20 protein-coding genes are annotated in these 20,196 nt (G+C 71.6%); 13 read left to right on the plus strand and 7 right to left on the minus strand.

All coding sequences use genetic code 11. From position 1 onward, the window contains the following. Window positions 1-30: 30 nt before the first annotated feature. The 4 genes from ACZ4FH_RS19615 (at window position 31) to ACZ4FH_RS19630 (ending at window position 3,651) form a co-directional block, all read left to right on the plus strand. Entirely contained in the window at window positions 31-1,236 is a 1,206-nt protein-coding gene (locus ACZ4FH_RS19615) for an NAD(P)/FAD-dependent oxidoreductase (RefSeq protein WP_467306152.1), read from the plus strand. Then, window positions 1,233-2,153 (plus strand): RNA polymerase sigma-70 factor, encoded by a 921-nt coding sequence (locus ACZ4FH_RS19620; protein ID WP_467306153.1) that lies wholly within the window; start codon window positions 1,233-1,235, stop codon window positions 2,151-2,153. The genes ACZ4FH_RS19615 and ACZ4FH_RS19620 overlap by 4 nt, the downstream gene beginning before the upstream one ends. 202 nt (window positions 2,154-2,355) lie before the next feature. Continuing rightward, a complete protein-coding gene (locus tag ACZ4FH_RS19625; RefSeq protein WP_467306154.1) occupies window positions 2,356-2,745 on the plus strand; it encodes a VOC family protein in 390 nt (129 codons plus the stop codon). Window positions 2,746-2,994: 249 nt separating this feature from the next. Next, window positions 2,995-3,651, plus strand: a complete 657-nt coding sequence (locus ACZ4FH_RS19630; RefSeq protein WP_467306155.1) for a CatB-related O-acetyltransferase — start codon at window positions 2,995-2,997, stop codon at window positions 3,649-3,651. 147 nt (window positions 3,652-3,798) lie between these two features. Here the strand turns inward: ACZ4FH_RS19630 and ACZ4FH_RS19635 are convergent, their stop codons facing one another. Next, window positions 3,799-5,103 carry a bifunctional folylpolyglutamate synthase/dihydrofolate synthase gene (locus ACZ4FH_RS19635; protein ID WP_467306156.1) on the minus strand — a complete coding sequence of 435 codons (1,305 nt, stop codon included), beginning with the start codon at window positions 5,101-5,103 and terminating at the stop codon, window positions 3,799-3,801. A 422-nt stretch (window positions 5,104-5,525) separates the two neighbouring features. Continuing rightward, window positions 5,526-6,713, minus strand: coding sequence for an MFS transporter (locus ACZ4FH_RS19640; RefSeq protein WP_467306158.1), 1,188 nt, complete (start codon window positions 6,711-6,713; stop codon window positions 5,526-5,528). A 182-nt stretch (window positions 6,714-6,895) separates the two neighbouring features. Between ACZ4FH_RS19640 and ACZ4FH_RS19645 the strand changes: the two genes are divergently transcribed. Beyond that, a complete protein-coding gene (locus ACZ4FH_RS19645) occupies window positions 6,896-7,909 on the plus strand; it encodes an ArsR/SmtB family transcription factor (RefSeq protein WP_467306159.1) in 1,014 nt (337 codons plus the stop codon). 124 nt (window positions 7,910-8,033) lie between these two features. Here the strand turns inward: ACZ4FH_RS19645 and ACZ4FH_RS19650 are convergent, their stop codons facing one another. Beyond that, complete coding sequence (locus tag ACZ4FH_RS19650; protein WP_467306160.1) at window positions 8,034-8,558, minus strand: MarR family winged helix-turn-helix transcriptional regulator; 525 nt, start codon at window positions 8,556-8,558, stop codon at window positions 8,034-8,036. Window positions 8,559-8,598: 40 nt separating this feature from the next. Here ACZ4FH_RS19650 and ACZ4FH_RS19655 point away from each other — a divergent pair, with 40 nt between their 5' ends. Further along, complete coding sequence (locus tag ACZ4FH_RS19655) at window positions 8,599-9,555, plus strand: EamA family transporter (protein WP_467306162.1); 957 nt, start codon at window positions 8,599-8,601, stop codon at window positions 9,553-9,555. Between the two features lie 97 nt (window positions 9,556-9,652). Here the strand turns inward: ACZ4FH_RS19655 and ACZ4FH_RS19660 are convergent, their stop codons facing one another. Then, on the minus strand, window positions 9,653-9,868 hold the full coding sequence (locus tag ACZ4FH_RS19660) for a DUF6510 family protein (protein ID WP_467306163.1): 216 nt from the start codon (window positions 9,866-9,868) through the stop codon (window positions 9,653-9,655). Window positions 9,869-9,891: 23 nt separating this feature from the next. Beyond that, window positions 9,892-10,404, minus strand: coding sequence for a GNAT family N-acetyltransferase (locus ACZ4FH_RS19665; protein WP_467306165.1), 513 nt, complete (start codon window positions 10,402-10,404; stop codon window positions 9,892-9,894). A gap of 963 nt (window positions 10,405-11,367) precedes the next feature. Here ACZ4FH_RS19665 and ACZ4FH_RS19670 point away from each other — a divergent pair. The 7 genes from ACZ4FH_RS19670 (at window position 11,368) to ACZ4FH_RS19700 (ending at window position 19,584) form a co-directional block, all read left to right on the plus strand. Beyond that, the gene (locus ACZ4FH_RS19670) at window positions 11,368-11,883 is read left to right on the plus strand and encodes a hypothetical protein (RefSeq protein ID WP_467306166.1); all 516 of its coding nucleotides are present in this window, start codon (window positions 11,368-11,370) and stop codon (window positions 11,881-11,883) included. Between the two features lie 72 nt (window positions 11,884-11,955). After that, window positions 11,956-12,729, plus strand: coding sequence for a DsbA family protein (locus ACZ4FH_RS19675; RefSeq protein WP_467306168.1), 774 nt, complete (start codon window positions 11,956-11,958; stop codon window positions 12,727-12,729). Beyond that, on the plus strand, window positions 12,726-13,562 hold the full coding sequence (locus ACZ4FH_RS19680) for a cytochrome c biogenesis CcdA family protein (RefSeq protein WP_467306169.1): 837 nt from the start codon (window positions 12,726-12,728) through the stop codon (window positions 13,560-13,562). The genes ACZ4FH_RS19675 and ACZ4FH_RS19680 overlap by 4 nt, the downstream gene beginning before the upstream one ends. A gap of 387 nt (window positions 13,563-13,949) precedes the next feature. Next, complete coding sequence (locus ACZ4FH_RS19685) at window positions 13,950-15,059, plus strand: hypothetical protein (protein ID WP_467306170.1); 1,110 nt, start codon at window positions 13,950-13,952, stop codon at window positions 15,057-15,059. 72 nt (window positions 15,060-15,131) lie between these two features. After that, window positions 15,132-15,998, plus strand: coding sequence for a DUF3592 domain-containing protein (locus tag ACZ4FH_RS19690; RefSeq protein ID WP_467306171.1), 867 nt, complete (start codon window positions 15,132-15,134; stop codon window positions 15,996-15,998). A 506-nt stretch (window positions 15,999-16,504) separates the two neighbouring features. After that, window positions 16,505-17,038: a pyridoxamine 5'-phosphate oxidase family protein gene (locus ACZ4FH_RS19695; protein WP_467306172.1), complete on the plus strand. Its 534-nt coding sequence runs from the start codon at window positions 16,505-16,507 to the stop codon at window positions 17,036-17,038. A gap of 77 nt (window positions 17,039-17,115) precedes the next feature. Next, on the plus strand, window positions 17,116-19,584 hold the full coding sequence (locus ACZ4FH_RS19700; RefSeq protein WP_467306173.1) for an excinuclease ABC subunit UvrA: 2,469 nt from the start codon (window positions 17,116-17,118) through the stop codon (window positions 19,582-19,584). 56 nt (window positions 19,585-19,640) lie between these two features. Here ACZ4FH_RS19700 and ACZ4FH_RS19705 read toward each other — a convergent pair whose 3' ends face one another. Further along, window positions 19,641-19,994 (minus strand): hypothetical protein, encoded by a 354-nt coding sequence (locus ACZ4FH_RS19705; RefSeq protein WP_467306174.1) that lies wholly within the window; start codon window positions 19,992-19,994, stop codon window positions 19,641-19,643. Between the two features lie 38 nt (window positions 19,995-20,032). After that, window positions 20,033-20,182, minus strand: coding sequence for a hypothetical protein (locus ACZ4FH_RS19710; RefSeq protein WP_467306175.1), 150 nt, complete (start codon window positions 20,180-20,182; stop codon window positions 20,033-20,035). Window positions 20,183-20,196: the final 14 nt, after the last annotated feature.

Consider the following 20,196-nt stretch of genomic DNA (forward strand, 5'->3'; position numbering starts at 1 on the left):
TCAGCAAGCGTGCAGAAGGAGGACGGAACCATGAGCACACGGCAGGAGACCGGTACGGCGATCGCGCACCGCGTGGTGATCCTGGGGGCGGGGTACGCGGGCATGGCCGCGGCCGTACAGCTCGCCGCCCGGGTGAAGGGGCGCGACGACGTGCGGGTGACCCTGGTGGACGCGCAGGAGCGGTTCACCGAGCGGATGCGGCTGCACATGGCGGCGAGCGGCCGGCAGCTCGCCGAGCTGAGCATCCCGGAACTTCTGGAGGGCACGGGCGCGCAGTTCGTGCGCGGCTGGGTGACGGCGGTGGACCCGCGAGCGAGGACCGTCAGGATCGACGGCCGGCGGATCCTGCACTACGACACCCTGGTGTACGGGCTGGGCGGTGTCGCCGACACCTCGACGGTGCCGGGAGCCGAGGACCACGCGTACACCCTGAACAGCGCCCAGGACGCCGAACTGCTGGCCGACCGGCTGGCGCGGCTCGGCAGCGGCACGGTGCTCGTCGCGGGCAGCGGGCTGACCGGTGTCGAGGCGGCCGCGGAGATCGCCGAACGGCACCCGGACCTGAACGTGGTGCTCCTGGGCCGACAGGAGCCCGGGGCGGCCATGAACGCGAAGGCCAAGGCGTACCTCCGTGCCGCCCTCGGCCGGCTGGGCGTGCAGGTGCGCGCCGGTGTCGAGGTCCTGAAGGTGCTGCCCGGCGCGGTCGAGCTGGCGGGCGGGGAGAGCATCGCGGCCGACGCGGTCCTGTGGACGAGCGGCACCCGGACCGCGCCGTTGGCGGAAGCCGCCGGACTGGCCGTCGACGGGCACGGACGCATCGTCACCGACACCGCGCTGCGGTCGGTGTCCCACCCCGAGGTGTACGCGATCGGCGACGCGGCGGCGATCCGCCAGGGCTACGGCCTCATGCACGGCACCTGCCAGAGCGGCATGCCGACCGGAGTGCACGCCGCGCTGTCGATCGACCAGATGCTCAGGGGCAAGCACCCCAAGCCGTTCCGCTTCGGCTACTACCACACGCCGGTGAGCCTGGGGCGCGGCGACGCCATGGTCCAGTTCACACGCCCCGACGGCAGCCCGCGCCGAATCTGCCTGACGGGGCGCCCGGCCGTCCGGTACAAGGAAACGGTGACGGCCTCGCCCTGGCCGACGTACATCCGCATGAAGAAGACCCCCGCGTCGGGCGCGTTCTGGCCCCGCGGAGGCCGCTTCACCCGGCTCCAGGAGACCATGTGACCGCCGCGTCCCCCCACCCCGGCCTGCAGGTCTTCCACGAGCACCGGCGGCTGCTGTTCTCCGTGGCCTACCGCCTCCTCGGCAGCGCCGCCGACGCCGAGGACGCCGTGCAGGACGCCTGGATCGCATGGTCCGCCTCCGACCGCCCGCACGTGACCGACCCCAAGGCGTATCTGACGCGCATCGTCTCGAACCTGGCACTGGAACGGCTGCGCTCCACCCGCCACAAGCGGGAGACCTACGTGGGGCCGTGGCTCCCGGAACCCGTCCTCACCGCAGGGGACGCATCCGAGACCGTCACGGACGCCGAGTCGGTGTCGATGGCCATGCTGGTGGTGCTGGAGACACTCAGCCCGCTGGAGCGCGCGGTGTTCGTGCTGAGGGAGGTCTTCGACTTCAGCCACGCCGAGATCGCCGAGACCGTCGAGCGTTCCGAAGCCGCGGTGCGCCAGGCCGCGCACCGGGCCCGCGCACACGTACGCGCCCGGCGGCCACGCTTCCCGGCCGACCGGCCGCGCCGGCGCCAGGCCACCGACCGGTTCCTCGCCGCCGCGACCGGCGGCGACATCAACGCCCTCATGGACCTGCTCTCCCCGGACGTCACCCTGTGGACCGACGGCGGCGGCAAGGTCCGCCAGGCCCTGCGCCCGGTCGTGGGCGCGGCCACGGTCGCCTCCTGGTTCGCGGCCATCGGCACCGTCACCTACCAGGGCGTGGAGCCCGCCGACATGAAAGCCGAACGCGTCGAGATCAACGGCGGTCCGGGCATCCTGTTCCGCGGCCCGGGACGCGTGATCGCCACCGTCACCTTCGACCTCGACAGCGACGGCCGCATCACCACCATCCACAACGTGGCCAACCCGGACAAACTCCATGCCATCACCAACGGCGCCACTCACGACCTCACCACGCGGTGACCATCGCCACCGGGTGCGGGCCGGCAGCGCTTCGGGTGGCCGACCGCACATGCGCCCTGTCGGCGGCGTGTTGAGGCCGGGGCGGGCAGCAACTGCCCTTGATCCATTGATCGGATAGCGTTATGATCTACGGCAACATCGCGTGTCGGTCACCGGCTGGGTGAGACATGGAGGTGTCGGGACATGCCTTCGGAGGCATTCCTTGTCAGTCGAGTTGAATCACACGATCGTTCACGCCCGGGACAACCGGGAGTCCGCTGACTTCTTCGCGGACCTTCTCAACCTTGAGATCACCGCCGAGTGGGGTCCGTTCATCGCGGTGGGCCTGAGCAACGGCGTCACGCTGGACTTCGCGACCATCCCCGCGGACAGCATCACCCCTCAGCACTACGCCTTCCTCATCTCCGAGGACGAGTTCGACGCGGCGTACGCGCAGATCACAAGCCGCGGCATCGAGCACTACGCCGACCCTCAGAAGAAGCAGCCCGGCGCCGTCAACCACAACGACGGCGGTCGCGGCGTGTACTTCATGGACCCGGCGGGTCACGCCATGGAACTCATCACCGTTCCGTACGGCGGCTGGACCTCGTAACCGCACGCATCGTCGAGTACCGCGCCCCGTTCCGAGGCGCGGTACTCGGGCCGCTGCCTGTGTCCGACGTGGCGGTCATCCGTGGAGTCCGTCCCGTGCCCCGTCGCGGCACGCCGTAGTACTTCACCGAGCCCGACCTCGACGAGGTCACCCCGTGGCCAAGAGGCGTGCCGCCGACCCGGGTCGGACCGGAATCGTCCTCCCACCCCCTCCACAACAACCCTCATCCCCCTTCCCGAGGAGTAGCACTTGTCACCTGACCCGACCACCCTTCACCCCCTGCCGGCGTACGACCGGGTGGTGTTCCTCAAGCCGTTGATCACCTCGCCGAACATCGCCGTGGGCGAGTACACGTACTACGACGATCCCGACGGTGCCACGGAGTTCGAGCGCCGCAACGTCCTCTACGCCTACGGGTCCGAGCGTCTGGTGATCGGCAGGTACTGCGCGCTCGCCACGGGGATCCGCTTCCTGATGGCCGGCGCCGAGCATCCGACGATGGGCCCGTCCACCTACCCGTTCACCATGTTCGGCGGCCGGTGGGCCGAGGAGACCCTGGACATCGTCACCTCCATGCCCAGCCGCGGCGACACGGTCGTCGGCAACGACGTCTGGTTCGGCTACGGGGTGACCGTCATGCCGGGCGTACGGATCGGCGACGGCGCCGTCATCGCGGCCGGCGCCGTGGTCACCGCCGACGTCCCGCCGTACACGATCGTCGGCGGCAACCCGGCTCGCCCGATCCGTCAGCGCTTCGACGACGCCGACATCGAACGGCTGCGGCGCGCCGCCTGGTGGGACTGGCCCTCCGACCTCGTCACCGAGCACGCCCGCACCATCATGGCCGGAACACCGTCCGACATCGCCCGGATCGCAGCCGACCACGCACTGGAGAAGCCCTTGTGACCTGGATGACCCGAGTGACCCCTGTGCGGCACCCTCGGCCGGGGAGGCCGACGGGGGTCGCCGTGAACGAACGTGCGGACTCCGGCGCGGGCGCACGCTTCTGGTGCTCGTTGCGGGCCGTCGACGTTCCCGGCAGCAGGGGCAGCCTCATGCGGGCGGCAGTCCCAGCACGGTGCGGCTCTCACCCACCAGACGCAGTGAGCCGAGGACGACGACCAGGCCGCCGGTCCCGGCGTGTGCGGCTGCCCTGCGCAGGGCGGATGAGGTGTCGTCGGCGGTCAGACACGGTCCCTGACGGGTCGGCGAGAGCTGGTTGTGCAGGGCGGCGGGGTCCGCGGCCTGGTGGGAGCCGGTGCGTGTGAGGACCAGCGGCCAGTGGGTGGGGAGCGGGGCGAGCATGCCGGAGACGTCCTTGTCGTTCATCGAGGCGAAGACCAGTACGGGCGGTGCCGGGTGGTCGCCGCTACGGGCGTGTCGCAGGATCTCCGGGGCGACGGTGGCAACGCCTTGCGGGTTGGTGGCACCTTCGAGCAGGACGCGGCCCGTCCAGTGGTCCAGCCGGGCGGGATCGACGAGTTCCAGGCGGCCGGGCCAGCGGGTGGCCGCCAGCCGGGCGCGGAGCCGGGCGCCGTCGGGCTCGTGGATGTGCCCGCGTTCGGCCATCGCGTCCACGGCGGCGATGGCGGTGGCGAGGTTGTGGTGCTGATGGGCGCCGGCCAGCGGGCAGGGCAGGCCGCGGTGGACGGCGCGGGGGGTGGTGACGTCCACGAGTGTGCCCGTGCCGCAGTCGGAGGCACGGGCGGTGTAGCGGATGTCGCGGTCCATACGCCACACGGTCAGCCCGGACCGCTCCCGCAGGACCTGCTCGGCGCCGGCGGCGGCCTCGGGGGCCAGACGCCCGAGGACGACGTGGTCCCCGTCCTGCGCAGCCGCGATCTTGGCACGGGCGATCTGGTCCAGGGAACCGCCGAGCAACCGGGTGTGGTCGAGCCCGATGCCGGTGACCACCTTGACGTCCAGGCCCAGCTCCGCGGCCGCTGCCCTGCTGCCGCCGATGCTCGCCTCGGCCACCGCCAGGTCGACGCCCGCCCGCCGGAAATGCACGGCCGCGGTGGCCGCGAAGATGCCCTGGGCCAGCACGGGCAGCCCGTGCCGCTCGATCGCCTGCCAGACCTCGGCGAACGCCTCCGTGTACTCCGCGCGCGTGACCGGCACCCCGTCGATCCGGATGCGTTCCCTCGGTTCCTGGAGATGAGGGCTGGGCATGCTGCCGACCCGAACGCCGGCCGCCGTCACCGCCGCCACGGCGAAGGCACAGGTCGACCCCTTGCCGTTCGTCCCGACCACCAGCATCCCGCGCAACGACCGCTCGGGCCGCCCCAGCGCCTCCAGCAGCAGCGGAACATTCTTCTGGCGGACCGTCCGGGTCAGCCTGTGGGGATTTTCGTGCACCGCGGCGAGGAGCTCTGTACATCGTTGGTAGTCCACGCGGCAGATCCTGCCACTTTTGGCAATTGCGTGAGTGCAGAGAGTGACTGCCTGGTTGGCCTTGGCAGGCAGATTCGCAGCCAAGGGCACTGCGCCTCGGCCTCGGGGAACATCAGTGCAGCGGTGACGCCCCAGGGCCGCTACCGCGCCGCGGAGTGGGCCCCCGGCACCTTCTGGCTCGACGATCAGGAGGCGACCCGACAACGCGATGTTCCCGCCGCCACGCCTCGGGCGCCGGGACCGTCCGGTGCGATGGCGGTCGGTGGGCTCCGTGGCGACGGAGCCCACGCCTGCCACGACGGCCCCGTGGGGCGCACGCCCCTGTCGCGTCCGGGCGAGGCGCGGCGCCACGGCCCTGAGGTGTGACGGGTCCCGGAAGCGGACTGTCACTCGACTTCGGTGTTCCGGTGTCGTCCGGTGTGTCGCACGACGACGGGCAGGGCGAGTGCCGCGGAGCCGAAGACGGCACCCAGGACCCACCATCCCCACGTGCCGTGGGGGAGTACCAGAGCGGTGACGGCCAGCGGGCCCAGCGCCTGGGTGAGGGAGATACCCGTCTGGAAGACGCCTTGATAGGCGCCTTGGGCGTGATCCGGGGCCAGGGCGTAGCCGAGGGTCCAACTGCCCGCCTGGGAAGTGACCTCACCGAGTGTGAGGAGCAGGACGGCCGTCAGCAGGATCGCGGTCGCGGCGGCGGGGGAGCGGTGCGGGGCAGCGGCGGCCGTGACACAGGCGAGGGCGGTGAGCAGGCCGCCGAGACGGAAAAAGCGTGCGGCTGCGGGCAGGCCGGCGGCGGATCGGGCGGCGCGGACCTGGAGGAGGACCACCAGAACGGTGTTGAGAACCAGGAGCACGCCTGTCAGGGCGCGGGGCGCGCTGGTGTGCTGGACGAGCCACAGCGGGAGCGCGACCTCCAGGACGACGTACAGCGTGTTGACAATCGCGTTGAGGGCTGTGACGGCGAGGTAGGGGCGGTCACGCAGCACACTGCCCGGACCCCCTTGGCCGCCGGCGGGCCGCAGCGCGGAGGGGCGTATGTCGGGGACGGAGCGCAGCGGGACCAGGGCGAGCAGGAACGTTGCGGCGTTGGCCAGGATCGCGGCCTGGTAGGCGACGGGACGGTCGAGGGCGACGGCCGCGGCACCCAGCGCCGCCCCGGCACCGATGCCGGCGTTGTTGACGGCGCGCAGCAGGCCGAGCGCGGGGGCGCGCACGGAGGCGGGCAGGCTGTGGGCGTACAGGGTTCCGCGCACGGCGGCGTTGGCCCTGCTGCCGGCGGTCACCGCGCAGGCCAGCAGCAGGAAGGCGGCGTAGCCGCGGGCGACGGAGAAGCCGGCCATCGCCGCAGCCTGGGCCAGGTGCAGGGCGACCAGGACGGGTTTGGCCCCAAAGCGGTCGGCCGCGCGCCCGGCGGGAAACGCGGTGAGGACCCCGCACAGCCCGGCCACCGTGAGTGCGAGGCCGACGTCGGGCGCGGAGTAGCCCAGGCCGCGGGTGAACCAGAGCGTGCTGACGGCCAGGAACAGGCCGTTGCCGGTCGCGTTGACCGCCAGCAGGACTGCCAGCGCCCGCACGACAGGGTGAGCCCTGAGGGACGGTGCCCGTTCCGGCTGGGCAGGTGGTGCGGATGTCGGATCGGGAGCCCCGGGCCGGCCTGCGGGGAGGGGAGCGCGAGCGCCGGAAGGCGGTGTGGTGGTCATGCGGGCCAGGTAATCCGCCTCGTCCCCTCGGCAGAATGGGTTAAGACTGGAGCTTAATGATCCGATTCCGCCTTGAGCTCGCCGACCTCGCCGCGACGTCCTTCGCGTACTCCCCGCTGCAGGAAACCGTCCTGAGCCTGCGCCTGTGGGGCGGACACGCCGTCCGTCTGCCCCATGTACGCGTCCTGCGCACTGCGATGCGGCCGGCCTTCGAACGACTCGACCGCGCATTGCTGACGTCACTGGTGGCACGCAGCCGCTACTGGGTGCCCGACCTGCTCACGCCCCGCCCCGACCGGCCCGCACCCGACATCCGCGCGGAGTTCGCCGCGCTGCGCGCCACCGACCCCGCCCTGCTCCGCCCCGACCTGGAGCGCACCTTCACGCCGCTGGGCGAACCTCTCCCGCCCGGACTCGCGGCCGGACTGCACGATCCCGCCAGGCTGCTCGCCGACATCGCCGACGCGCTGGAGGCGTACTGGGAGGCGTGCATGCTGCCGTGGTGGCCGCGTATCCGTGCCGTACTCGAATCCGATCTGGCCCACCGCTCCCGCACCCTGACCGAATACGGGGCCGGCCACCTGTTCTCCGGCATCAGCGAACGACTGGCCTGGGCCGAGGGCGTCCTCAGCATCCAGCGCAGCGGCCCCTGGCCGGGCAACGCCACCGATATCCCCATCGACGGCCGACGCCTGCTGCTCACCCCCAGCTGCTTCGTCGACGGGGTCTCCACCATGCTCAGTCCCCAAGCCCCGCCCCACATCGTCTACGCGGCCCGCGGCCAGGCCCTCCTCGGCGAAACACCCGCACCCCCGATTCCCCGGTCCTTGGAACGGCTCCTGGGCCGACCGCGCGCCCAGATCCTGGCCCTGCTCTCCGAACCGGCCTCCACCACCGAACTCGCCCACCGGCTGAAGGTCTCACCTCCGGCCATCAGCCAGCACCTGTCCGTTCTGGCCGCCGCCCATCTCGTCGACCGCACCCGCCACGGTCGGCACGTCCACTACCGCCAAAGCCCTCTCGGCGCCGCGCTCCACACGGCCCAGAACACCCCACCACCCCATCCTTGACGCCCGCCGCGGAGACCGCCGTGGACTCGACGGCAGGCAGCCATGAAGTCGATGAGTGCGCCGATGCCTCGCGGAGTCCGTGAGCGGTTTCCGCGTAGATTCGGCCGCTCGGCGGCCGGGTGGCTCACGTACGGTCCGGCGGGCTCGCATGCTCCACGTGAGAGACCCAGGTGGTCAGCAGCCCTTCGAGCGCCTCGGCCTCGGCGGCGGTCAAAGGGCTCAGCAGGCGGCGTTCGTTGTGCATGTGGTCGGTGAACGCCTCGTCGATCAGTGCGCGGCCGGGCTGGGTGAGGGCCACGATCCGGCCGCGCTGGTCGTCGTCGGAACGCCGGCGGGTGACGAGGCCGGCCCGTTCCAGGCGGTCGATGCGCTTCGACATCGCGCCGGTCGTGACCATGGTGTGCGTGGCGAGTTCTCCGGGCGCACGCTCATAGGGCTCACCGGCGCGGCGCAGCGCGCACAGGACGTCGAACTCTCCCTCGCTGAGCCCGTAGCGCTCGTAGACGAGGCAGAGCTCCTGGGTGAGATGGCCGGCCAGGCGGTGCAGTCGGCCGATCACGCCCTGCGGGGAGACGTCGAGGTCCGGCCGCTCGCGGCGCCAGTCGGCCTGGATGCGAGCCACGCGGTCCAGCGGTTGCGGAGTGTCCATGCCCGCCACAGTACCTTCCATGGAAGCTATATTATCTTCCATGGAAGGTAATCTTCGATGGGTGGCACTCACGGCTGCCGCACCGGTGGCCTGGGGCACGAACTACTACGTCACCCGTGAGTTCCTGCCGCCCGGCACGCCCCTCTACGGGGCGGCTCTGCGAGCGCTGCCCGCCGGCCTGGTGCTGCTGGGGCTGTGCAGACAGCGGCCGCGTGGTGCGTGGTGGTGGCGGTCCGCGGTGCTCGGACTGCTCAACGTGAGCGTGTTCTTCGTCCTCGTCTACGCCGCATCCCAACTCCTGCCGACGAGCGTCGCCTCGACCGTCATGGCGTTGTCCCCCCTGGCGATGATGCTCATCGCCTGGGTCCTGGTGTCCGAGCGGCCCGGCATCGCGCACCTGGCCGGTGCCGCGGTGGGGCTCGGCGGGGTCTGCCTCATGCTGCTGACAGGAACGGAAGGAGTGAGCGTGCCAGGGGTCCTCGCCTCGGCCGCCGCCATGCTCGTGTCGTCCTTCGGCCACATCCTGACCAAGCGCTGGAACGACACCGGAACCGACGTGCTCGCCTCGACCGCCTGGCAGCTCACCGCCGGAGGACTGTTCCTGCTGCCGGCCGCCGCAGTCGTCGAGGGCCCTCCACCCGCACTCTCCGCACCGGCTCTTCTCGCGTTCGGCTACGTCGCCGTCGTCGCCACCGCGCTGGCCTTCGTCGCCTGGTTCACCGGACTGAGGCACCTGCCCGCGGGGACCGTGGGCCTGGTCGGACTCCTCAACCCCGTCACAGGCGTCCTCCTCGGCACGGCGCTCGCCGGAGAGATGCTGACCGCCCAACAACTGTGTGGCGTGGCACTCGTTCTGACCGGAGTCGTCCTGGGCCGTTCCGGCTCCGCAGGGCGACGCGGCGGCACCAGGCTCCGCTCCGCCCCGCCTTCGCCCGGGTGCGAGGTCGTTGCGAGCCGGGCGCCCCGCGCCACCGTGCCCCGGTCGCCTCACCCATGAGGGGGCTGCGACGAGGACAGGGCCGGGAGCGTTCGGCTTCGCCGTGAAAGTGCGTCTGGAGGCGCAGCGCACACTTCCGGGGACCGAGCCGTCGAGGTCATGCGCACGGGTCTGTCAGCGCCGGGAAACCGGAGGACCCCCCTGTCCGTCGCCCAGTTGCAAGCCTGAGGTGCTCTGGTTGTTGGGCCAGGCGCAGGGCCGGCGCCTGACAGTCCGGGCAGCGCCCGGTGAGACCGGGGCCGGGCCCGTGGACGCGCAGCTGCGCAAGCGAACGAGTCGGCCCCGCAGCGCGGGCAGTAGCCCGAATGCCCACGGCGTGCGGTGGCGCGGGCGGACCTACATCGCTTCTGGATGACCGGCCAGGTCGGTGATGAACGCCACGCGGTCGAGTCCGGGGCCGTCGTAGTCCGGCTGAACGGGCCCTGCCTCGAACCCGAGCCGGGCGTGGAATGCCTGAGAGGCGGTGTTCTCCGGGCTGGTGATGCAGTGCACATACCGGCGGCCCTGCGCCCGGACCGACCCGGCAAAGGCGCGGTAGAGGGCGCGCCCGACCCCTTGCCCGTGCAGTGCCGGGTCGACGCCGACGAAGTGCACATAGGCGACGTCCGGCTCGGTCTGCGACAAGAAGCCGACGAGGAACGCGGCGAGTTCTCCGTCGGGACGCTCGACGAGATAGCTGGTGGTGGAGAAATGCTGGAAGTACAGGCGCGGAAGCAACAGCGCGCGTTCGATCGCGCCTGCCTCACCCTTGAGTCCGTCCCACCACCTGTCCAGCACGGTCAGCACCCGCGCGTGATCCTCGGCAGCAGGGTGTCGGGCCGTCAGTCCGGCAGGGAGATCGTCGATCACCCGGGCAGTGTAGAGGCGCTGGAACGGACCGTGCCAAGACCCGGTGACCGGACACGGATTCCGCCCCGCAGTCAGCAGGCCCTACGCGGGCATCGCTCTTCCGCGCATTGGCCGATGCGGTCCATTTCGCGGCGGGTCGGACGAGAGAATGTGACGCGTGGTCAGATCCACGGGCCCGGGTGACTCTCGCGGGAGGCCATCGCCGCCGCAGTCCTCACCGCCGCCGTCCTCCGCCGCCCGCGGACCTTTCGCCGCCTGCTGCCGGGGGCGTACGACCCGGAGATGACCCCTCGTCCTCGCGATGGACCGGCGCACCTGTGTGGAGGGCGGTCCCTGCGCCGGCTACGCCGGACGGGCAAGTAGGGTGAGGGGGACCACTACTACGGGCCTATGTGCCCTGTCCGGCAGAGGAGGAGCGGTGCGCCGAGCTCGTACGACCGACCGGCCTCTGAGTTCCGTCCTTCTGCTGCTGCTCGCCCTGCTCATCGCGCAACTGTGCGTTCACGGACACACCGGCCTGCACGACCAGTCCGGCACGGCAGTCCTCGGCGGTCCCGGGACCGGTGTGGTGCTGCCCGCGTCAGTCGAAGAGCAGGCATCCGTAGGACGAGAAGCCCTCGTTCCCACCGCCGGCGAGCCGGACGAGGAATCCGCCGCAAGCTCCGACGCTGCAGGCGGTGCCTGCCCGGAACGCCAGGCACCGGAGCAGTCGAGCAGCCCGCACCTCGCCATTGCTGCCGCGGCGGAGTCGCCCTCCCTCAGTGAAGCCACGGCCCCGCAGACTGCACGGTGGCCCGAGCACACCGAGGCCTCGTCCGCCAAGTCACCACCTCCGCACGTCTGTGTCCTGAGGATTTAGACCGGCCCACGCCGCCCCCTCACGCCGACCCCAGCACTGCTGTGGGCTGCGACGGTGAGGAACGGCTTCGTGCCCGCGTCCCTCCTCAGCAACGGAGACACCGTATGGGCCTGGCGCCCACTTCTCCTGAACCCGTCCCCACCGCCGCCCCCAGCAGCCGCTCGCCTCGCGCCGCCCTTGACGCCTTGCGGCTGTGGGGCCCCCGGCAATGGGCGGCCGTAGTCGCCTTCGCCGTGGCCACGGCGCTGGCCGTCGGCGTGCCGACCGCCGTCGTCCCCACCCCGTTCTTCGGCCGGGAGATCCCCGTCCAGTGGTGGAACTACCCGACCCTCGCCCTGACCGCGCTGCTCGCAGGGCTGGTCCTCGGCACCTGTATGCGCCCGGGGCCGCCCGCCGCACCCGGCGGTCGGCTCGGCTCGATCGGCGGCATGCTGTCCTTCTTCGCGATCGGCTGCCCGGTCTGCAACAAGATCGTTCTGCTGCTGCTCGGCACGGGCGGTGCGCTCAGCTACTGGGCGCCGCTGCAGCCCCTGCTCGCCCTCGCCTCGCTGGTGCTGCTCGCCGAGGCGGCGCTACGGCGCCTCAACGCCCGGACAAGCTGCCCCGCGCCCAGCGCCTGACAACCTCGCCGAGCCCGCCCCTCGGGGGCGGCCGGGCTCACCTGATCTTCTGCTCACAGGAGCGTGTTCTCCATGCCCGAAAAGTCTTCTTCCGTATCCGCCACGCGACAGGCCCGCGCACGGCGCAAGCGCACCGTATGGGCCGCCGGCGTGCTGGTGGCCGCCACCGCTACCGCTGCGGTACTCGTCGCAACCGGCGGCTCCGACCCCGATCCGCGCCCCGACTCCTCCCGGTCCGCGGCAGCGGTGGAGTCCGTACCCGGAGACTCGGCGCCGACGGGCCCCGACCTGGCACGCCGCGACGCCGACGACCCGCTGGCCGTCGGTCCGGTCGACGCTCCCGTGGTGATGATCGAGTACTCCGACTTCCAGTGCCCGTTCTGCGGGCGCTTCGCCCGCGAGACCGAGCAGGAACTCCTTCGCACACACGTCAAGAAGGGGGCACTACGCATCGAGTGGCGGAACTACCCCATCTTCGGCAAGGAGTCCGAAGACGCGGCCCGTGCCGCCTGGGCCGCCGGCCGGCAAGGAGCGTTCTGGGAGTTCCACGACCGCCTCTATGCCGAACCACGTGAGCGCAACGCCGGCGAGTTCTCCAGGAGCAAGCTCATCGCCCACGCGGAAGCGGCCGGCGTCGCGGACCTCGACCGCTTCCGTGAGGACATGGAATCGGACCAGGCGCACCAGGCCGTGGAGCGTGACAGGCAGGAGGGGTACGCCCTGGGCGTCACCAGCACGCCCGCCTTCCTCGTGAACGGCACCCCCGTCCTCGGCGCACAACCCACCGAAGTCTTCGACAAGGCCGTGCGCGACGCCCTCATCCGGAGCGGGAAGGAGACGAAGTGACCGACGCCGGCCCTCTTCTCGCCTTCCTCGGCGGGCTGCTCGCCCTGCTCAGTCCCTGCAGCGCTCTCCTCCTGCCTGCCTTCTTCGCCTACTCCTTCACCAACAGGACGCGTCTGCTGCGGCACACCGCGGCCTTCTACGGCGGGCTGTGCCTGACGCTCGTCCCCCTCGGGGCGGCCGGGGCCCTCGCCAGCCGCCTGTTCATCGGCCATCGGGACACCCTCGTCCTCCTCGGCGGATGGACCATGATCGGCCTGGGGGTTCTGCAACTCCTCGGGCTCGGCTTCGGCTTCCGCCGCCTCCAGCAGCGAGCCGGCGCCCCCAGCGGCTCGACCTTCTCCACCGTCGCCCTGGGCGCGGTGTACGGGCTCGCTGGATTCTGCGCGGGCCCCATCCTGGGCAGCATCCTCACCGTCGCCGCACTCGGCGGCAGCCCACTGCGCGGCGGCTTCCTCCTGGCGGTCTACGCCCTGGGCATGGCCGCTCCGCTGTTCGTCCTCGCCCTTGCGTGGGACCGCTGGCACCTGGGACGACGCGCGTGGCTGCGAGGACGAGGGTTCAGGCTCGGCCCCCTGCACCTCCACAGCACCTCCGTGACGGGCGGCCTGCTCTTCATCACGCTCGGCGCAGTCTTCCTGGCCTTCGACGGGACGTCCGCGCTCCCGTCGGTACCGGACGTGGACACCGAGTACGCCTGGGAGCAGCGGGTCAGCGCTCTCGCCGCCGCCGTCCCCGGGCACCTCGTCTGGGCAGCCCTCGCCGCCGCGGTGGCGGTGGGAGCCGGCGTCGTACTGATCAAGAACCGCCGGGAGGACAGCGGCGACCGGCACTGAGCCGCTCGCGGCGGCCCTTCTTGCTGAGCAGGCCCGGCATCAGGCCGGGCAGCCGAACCCCGGCGCCCGCTCCTGCTCGGCAAGAGGGCACCCCCGAACGGTGAAGAGCGCGAGCACGGGCCCGTGCGGCGTGAACCAGTACGCAGCGGCTCGCGGCCGTGTCCGCGGTGACGCCTCGACCGATCAGGGAACGAGGGCTGCCGGGTGCGTCCAACCGCGCCCTGACCGTAGTCGCGGTTTCCCGGTGCCCGGAACGGTCATCACCATCGGCCACCTGCCCGTGTTGTCCAGGAGGCGACAACACCCTTCCCTGGAAACGCGGTTGGGGGAGGGAGAAAGACACCCGGACGCCTACCGGGCCGCGGCCCGGACCGCCACAATCTCGGTATGACGATCACGCCGGCCCCTGCGAGCGCACCGCCGACGCGCCGCACCCCCCTCGACCTCGCCCGCGGGATCCTCACGGGTGCGGTGATCGGGAGCTCGCTCGCCGCACTCGTCGTCGGCACTGTCCTCGAACGCGTTCCGCTGCTGGTCGGCGGCCTGGCCGTCCCCATCGCCTACGGACTGCTGGTCCTCGCCGCTGGGGCGCCCGAGCGCGCACGCCAGGCGGCCATCGTCCCCTGTACCGCGCTCGCCAGGATCGAGAGCCTGCGCGCCACCGGAGGGGAGACCAGCGACGTGCCCGTCCGCTTCGACCTCACCGTCGCCCCGGACAGCGGACCGGCCTACCGCGTCGAGTGCACCCAGTCCGTCAATCTCGTCGACCTGTCCGACTACAAACCAGGCGGCACCGTCGTCGTCCGGTACCCACCGCACCAGCCGTGGGCGGTGAAGCTGGTGAAGCGCCCGACACCGGAATGGGAGGACCGCGCGACCGCGGCCCGCATCGACTCAGCGCCCGGCCCGGCCCTGACCGACGCGCCGGCCCCGGACGGCACCGTCGGCGGCTACCTCACCCTCCTCGCCCTGCTGCTCGGAGCGGCCGGCGTGGTCTTCGCCTTCCGGGCCGACCTCTTCGGCCCGGAAGACCCGACCGACCGGCCCCCTTCGGCCGCCGGGCCCGCCGCCCCCGGCACCTCGTCCACCACAATCGTCTCGGCCGCGTCCGGCACCGTCGCCCTCGGCCCCGGACAGTCCCTGTTCGACGAGGGCCGGCTGCGTTCGGCGGTCGATTCGCTCACCAAGGGCGACGTCAGAAAGCGCCAGGCTCTCACCGTCGTCGTGCAGGACCGCCTCCTCACCGTCGTCTTCACCCCTGCGGGTTCGCAGGCGCCCGGCTTTGACTTGAACGCGCTGCCCTACCCGCGTATCCCCGCCCTCGTTCGGGAGGCCAGGACCACGCTCGGCGTCCGCTCCCCGCGGACCTGGCAGCTCACCGCCGAGAGCCTGTCCGGCGCCCTCACCCTCAGGGTCGGGGTGGCCGGGGCCGACGGCGCCGCCTCGTTGGAGGCGAACGGCAACGGCGAGATCGTGCGGCGCGTCCCGGCGCGCTGACGGACGGGACGGGCACCCGAACGGAACGGGTGAGCCGGGCGGGGCAGGCCATGAGGACCAGGAGGAGCACGGATGGGCTGGCACGGATATCTGGCGGTGTGGTGCGTCGTCCTCGGCGCCGTCGCGCTCGTCGGATACGGACGGGCGCTGGCCGGGGTGACCCGCGGCCAGCGGGCGGTCCGCGTCATGGGCCGGATCGAACGGATCACGGGACCCCGGCACGGGAGCTCGGGACGCGAGGGGATCGCCGTGGTCGTCACCTTCCGCGATCCCGTCACGGAACAGGAGTTCACCGTCACCAACGACGGCGAGTGCGGCGACCGCATCAGCACGGCCTGGACGGGCCGGGAGATCGGCATCCGCTACCCTCCCGGCCGCCCGCACGCCTACCGCTTCACCGCCGATCCGGACGCCGGACGGAGCGGCCTCGGCTGGCCCAATTTCGCGGTCTTCCTCATCTACGTCGGGCTGGTCGTCGTCGCCTCGATCGACCGGGGCTGGCCGTGGGCCCTCATCGGCTTCGGCGTGCCCTGGACGCTGCTGGGCGCGAAGTACCTGCCCGGGACCGTACGCGACACACGCCTGCGCATCGAGGGCCTCGCCTCCGGCGGCCCGGTCCCGGGCCGCGTCATCGCCGTACTGAAGGACGTCACCGTCGACGAGGACAGCGGAACCGCCACCAGCCACACCCCGGTCGTCGCCTTCACCACCCACGACGGCACCGCCGTCACGGCCTACCGCACCACAGGGCTGAGCGATCCCGCCTCCGCGCGCGGCCGGGACCTCACGATCCACTACCGCCCCGACAACCCGGCCGTCTTCACCACGGACCTCGCCGCCGAACACCGCTCCCGCGTCGGCGAGATCACCTTCGCCGTCGGCGCCCTTCTCGTGGGGGTCGCCGCGGCCGTGGCGGGAGGGATCTTGATCGCGGGCTGACGCCTACCGCCCCTGACGAGCCGGCCCCGCGACCCGCACGACGCCAGGCGACAGCCGCCGCCTCCGCATCGCCGGTCACTCCCTCGTCGTAGCCACCCGGCCGCCGACTGCCGTCGAAGGCCGGTTCAGGGACGTCACCCGGGCCCTCGCCCTGGTCGACGACGTTCCGCCCGTCACGGGACGGGCCGACGCCCTGCTCGGCGACAAGGGCTACGACTCCCATGCCCACGGCGACGAGTACAAGTGCCTGGGCAAGGTCTGCCACGTCGTCGAGCAGACCTTCGCTCTGCTCCACCAGTTCGAACGTTTGCCGTCCGCTGGGAACGCCGCACCGAACTCCACGACGCCTTCGGCTCCCCACCCGTCGTGAACAGGGCCACACCGCGACAGAGCCACACCACAGAAAAAGCACGACAAGGGATGTCGGGTTTTGTGGAGAGAGTGGGGCATCGGCCGGTGCCGCGTGCGTGGTGCGGGCCGGGACAACGGACGGACAAAGGATTCCCATGCGTGAAACACCCGCCGATCTGCACCGGCTCCAAGCCCTCCTCGATGCCTCGCTCTCCCGCTCCACGGCGCACCTGCGGTCGATCATCAGCAGCGAACGCACGCTCACGGCCGAGCAGCTCACTCGCGTGCTCACCGGCATGTGCACGCTCGCGCTGTCCACCGTGACGGCCAAGGGCGAGCCGCGGGTCAGCGGCGTGGACGGGCACTTCCTGCACGGGAAATGGCACTTCGGCACCGCGCGCGGCGCCGCGAAGGCCCGGCACCTCGCAGCCCGTCCGAGTGTCAGCGCTGCGCACCTGCGGGGGGAGGATCTGGGCGTGTTCACACACGGCACCGCGGAGATCCTCAACCCCCGTCGCGGCGAGCCGCACCCCGACTGGCCGGACCTGCTCGCGTACTTCCGCGACTTCTACGGTGACGACGCCTTCGACTGGGACAACGAGGTGGTCTTCTACCGACTGCGCCCCCAGTGGATGACCGTCTACGCCCCCGACTTCGCCAAGCTCGGCCGGCAGGCGGACGAGGCGTGACCCGGCCCGAGGCGGACACGCGCGCACCGGAGCCCGGCGCTGCCGGGTCCGGCAGGAGGCGCGACACCATCGAGGTCGTGCGCGCCCGCACGAACAACCTGCGCGACGTGTCCGTGAGCATCCCGAAAGGCAGGCTCGTCGCTTTCACCGGCGTCAGCGGCAGCGGCAAGACCTCACTGGCCATCGACACCCTGCACAGTGAGGCGCAACTGCGCTACCTGGAGGGCCTTTCGCCGTTCGTACGCCAGTACATCACCCAGCGCAACCGGCCCAAGGTCGACCGCATCCTCGGCCTCGGTGCCACCCTCGCGGTCGACCAGCGCCGGCTGAACCGCAACCCCCGTTCCACGGTCGCCACCATTACCGGGATCGACGGGCACCTCGGGCTGCTCTACTCCCGCCTCCCGAGGACGGGCCCGGACACCGATCCGGGCCCGGCCGGGGACACCGGCCCCCTGACCACGGCACACTTCGACCGCCACACTCCCGAAGGCAGCTGCCCGGACTGCCACGGCACCGGCGGACGTTGGCGGGCAAGCGCAGACCTCGTGATCACCCGCCCCGACCTTCCCCTCTTCGAAGGCGCCTCTCCCTGGTACGCCAAGTGGCGTTCCGGAGAGCACATGTTCATCCCCGCACTCGCCGCCCAACGCGGCGTGGACCTCGGCCGCCCCTGGCAGTCGCTGCCCGCGGCCTTTCAGCACGCGATCCTGTACGGCACCGGCAAGGAACCGGTCGAGGCCACCGTCGACATCCCGAACAGGAACCAGACGGCGCGCATGACCTACACCTCCAGCCAACCACTGCGCGGCGCACTCGCGGAAGTGGAGCGGGTGTTCGCCAACGCCCGTACACCCAACGCCAAGCAGCGCTACCTGCCGTACATGCGCAAGCACGCGTGCGGCATCTGCCACGGAACGGGCTTCGACCGCGTCGCCCGGTCCGTACGCCTCGGAAACCTGACCTACCCGGATCTGCTGAACGTGGATGTACACGAGGTCCGGCGCTGGGCCGACCACGTCGCCGACTCCCTCGACACCCGGCAGCGCACCATCGGCGAGCCCCTGCTGCACGACCTCGGACGCCGGCTCCGCCTCCTGGACCGGCTCGGCCTCGCCCACCTCCAGCTCTCTCGCAGCGCGACCACACTCTCCGGCGGTGAATTGCAGCGCACCCGGCTCGTCGCCCAGCTCGGAACCGAACTGAGCGACGTCATCTTCATCCTGGACGAACCCGGCGCCGGGCTGCACCCGGCGGACAAGGAACACCTCCTCGACATCGCCCTGGAGCTGCGCGAAACCGGCAACACCGTCCTCCTCGTCGAACACGACCCCGAACTGGTCGCCCGCGCCGACTGGATCGTCGACATGGGCCCCGGCGCGGGCCACCTCGGCGGCGAGGTCCTGGTCTGCGGACCGCCCTCCCTGGCCGCCGCCGACCCCACCTCGGCCACCGGCCGCTACCTGGCGAACAACCCGCCGAGCCTGCGCCGCACCCCCCGCCAGGTCCGCGATGACGTCGGCTGGGTGGAACTGTACGGACTGCGCGCCCACAACGCGGCCGCAGAGGTGCTGCGCCTGCCTGCCGGGTGTCTCACCTGCCTGACCGGGGTCAGCGGCAGCGGCAAGAGCAGCGTCCTCGGCGCACTCGCGGCGGGCGTAGAGGCCGCCCTCGAAGGCGCGGCCGCCGATGCCGTACGAGAGGTGACCGGACTCGACGGATTCGGCTGGGTCGCCGTGGTCGACCAGGAACCCCTCGGGCGCACGCCGCGGTCCAACCCGGCCACGTACAGCAAGGCGTTCGACATCATCCGCAGGCTGTTCGCCGCCACCGACGCGGCACGCGCCCTCGGTCTCGGCGCCTCCTGGTTCAGCTTCAACACCGCCGGCGGCCGGTGCGAGACCTGCACCGGATACGGCCGCAGGCTCGTCGACATGCACTTCCTCCCCGACATGTGGGTGGTGTGCGACACGTGCGACGGCAGGCGCTACGGGCCCGAGGTCCTTCAGGTCACCTACCAGGGCCTGTCCATCGACCAAGTGCTGGGCCTGACCGTTGCCGAGGCCGGGGAGGTGTTCACCGAACCCCGGCAGCTGGCGGAGACCCTCGCCGCACTCGACCGGGTCGGGCTCGGCTACCTCCGACTCGGCCAGAGCGCCACCGAACTGTCCGGCGGCGAGGCCCAGCGCCTCAGACTCGCCTCCGCGATCCAGCGCGGAACGGCGAGCCGCAAGGCCGGACTCGTTGTCCTCGACGAACCTGTCTCGGGTCTCCACCCGTCCGACGTGCAAAGGATCGTGGACGCGCTCGACTCGCTGCTCGACTCCGGTAACACCGTCGTCGTGGCCGAACACGACATCCCCGTCGCCGCGGCCGCGGACTGGGTGATCGACCTCGGCCCGGGAGCCGGCCCCGACGGAGGTGCAGTGGTCGCGCAGGGCACTCCGGACACCGTCGCCGGCGCTGACACTTCCACCGCGGGATACCTTCGCCGGTATGCGGCCGGTCTGCCACTCCTGGGCACCGCGAAGGACACTCGGTTCTGATGCCGGGCGTTGCGACGCGACCGGAGTCGCATGTCATGTGTGGTCCGTAGCGGATGTTAGATCCCCACGGACCGCTCCTGGCCTGTCGCGGGAGCGTGCGGAGCCTCAGTCGCCCCATCCGGCATGGCGCCTGCCAACGCGCCGTACGAGCTGCCCTGCGCGGCGTGCCGACGCACGACGGCTTCCCGGATGCCCTCCACCCGGGTCATCGGTCCGTTGGACATCAGGATGCAGGTCGCAAGGTCCTCGGTGCTCGACCCGCCGGCGCACAGCTGCGCGACGCCGTGCAGGGCGGCACCGAACTGCACGGCACGCTGTCCGCCGTCGTCGCCAAGCGCCCGGGCGACGACGGCGGACAGAGGGACAGTGAGGTCGGGGACAGGTCCGGTGTGCTCCGCCTCGGTGGTCACCCGACCCTTCTCCTGACGAGTCCGACGTGGGGTGGTGATCAGCGGTCGACGACGACCTTGTCGAGGCTGCGGCGCTGGAGGTGGATGGCCAGGCCGTGTTCCCCGTGCCGGTCGGCCCGGTCGGCTACCCGGTATGGGGCAGCAGTCCCGGTCTCGCCGGACAGGCCGGCGGCGAGCGCGTCGGCCACTGTTGCGGAGCTTC

This window comes from Streptomyces sp. NPDC024555 (genome assembly GCF_055559335.1).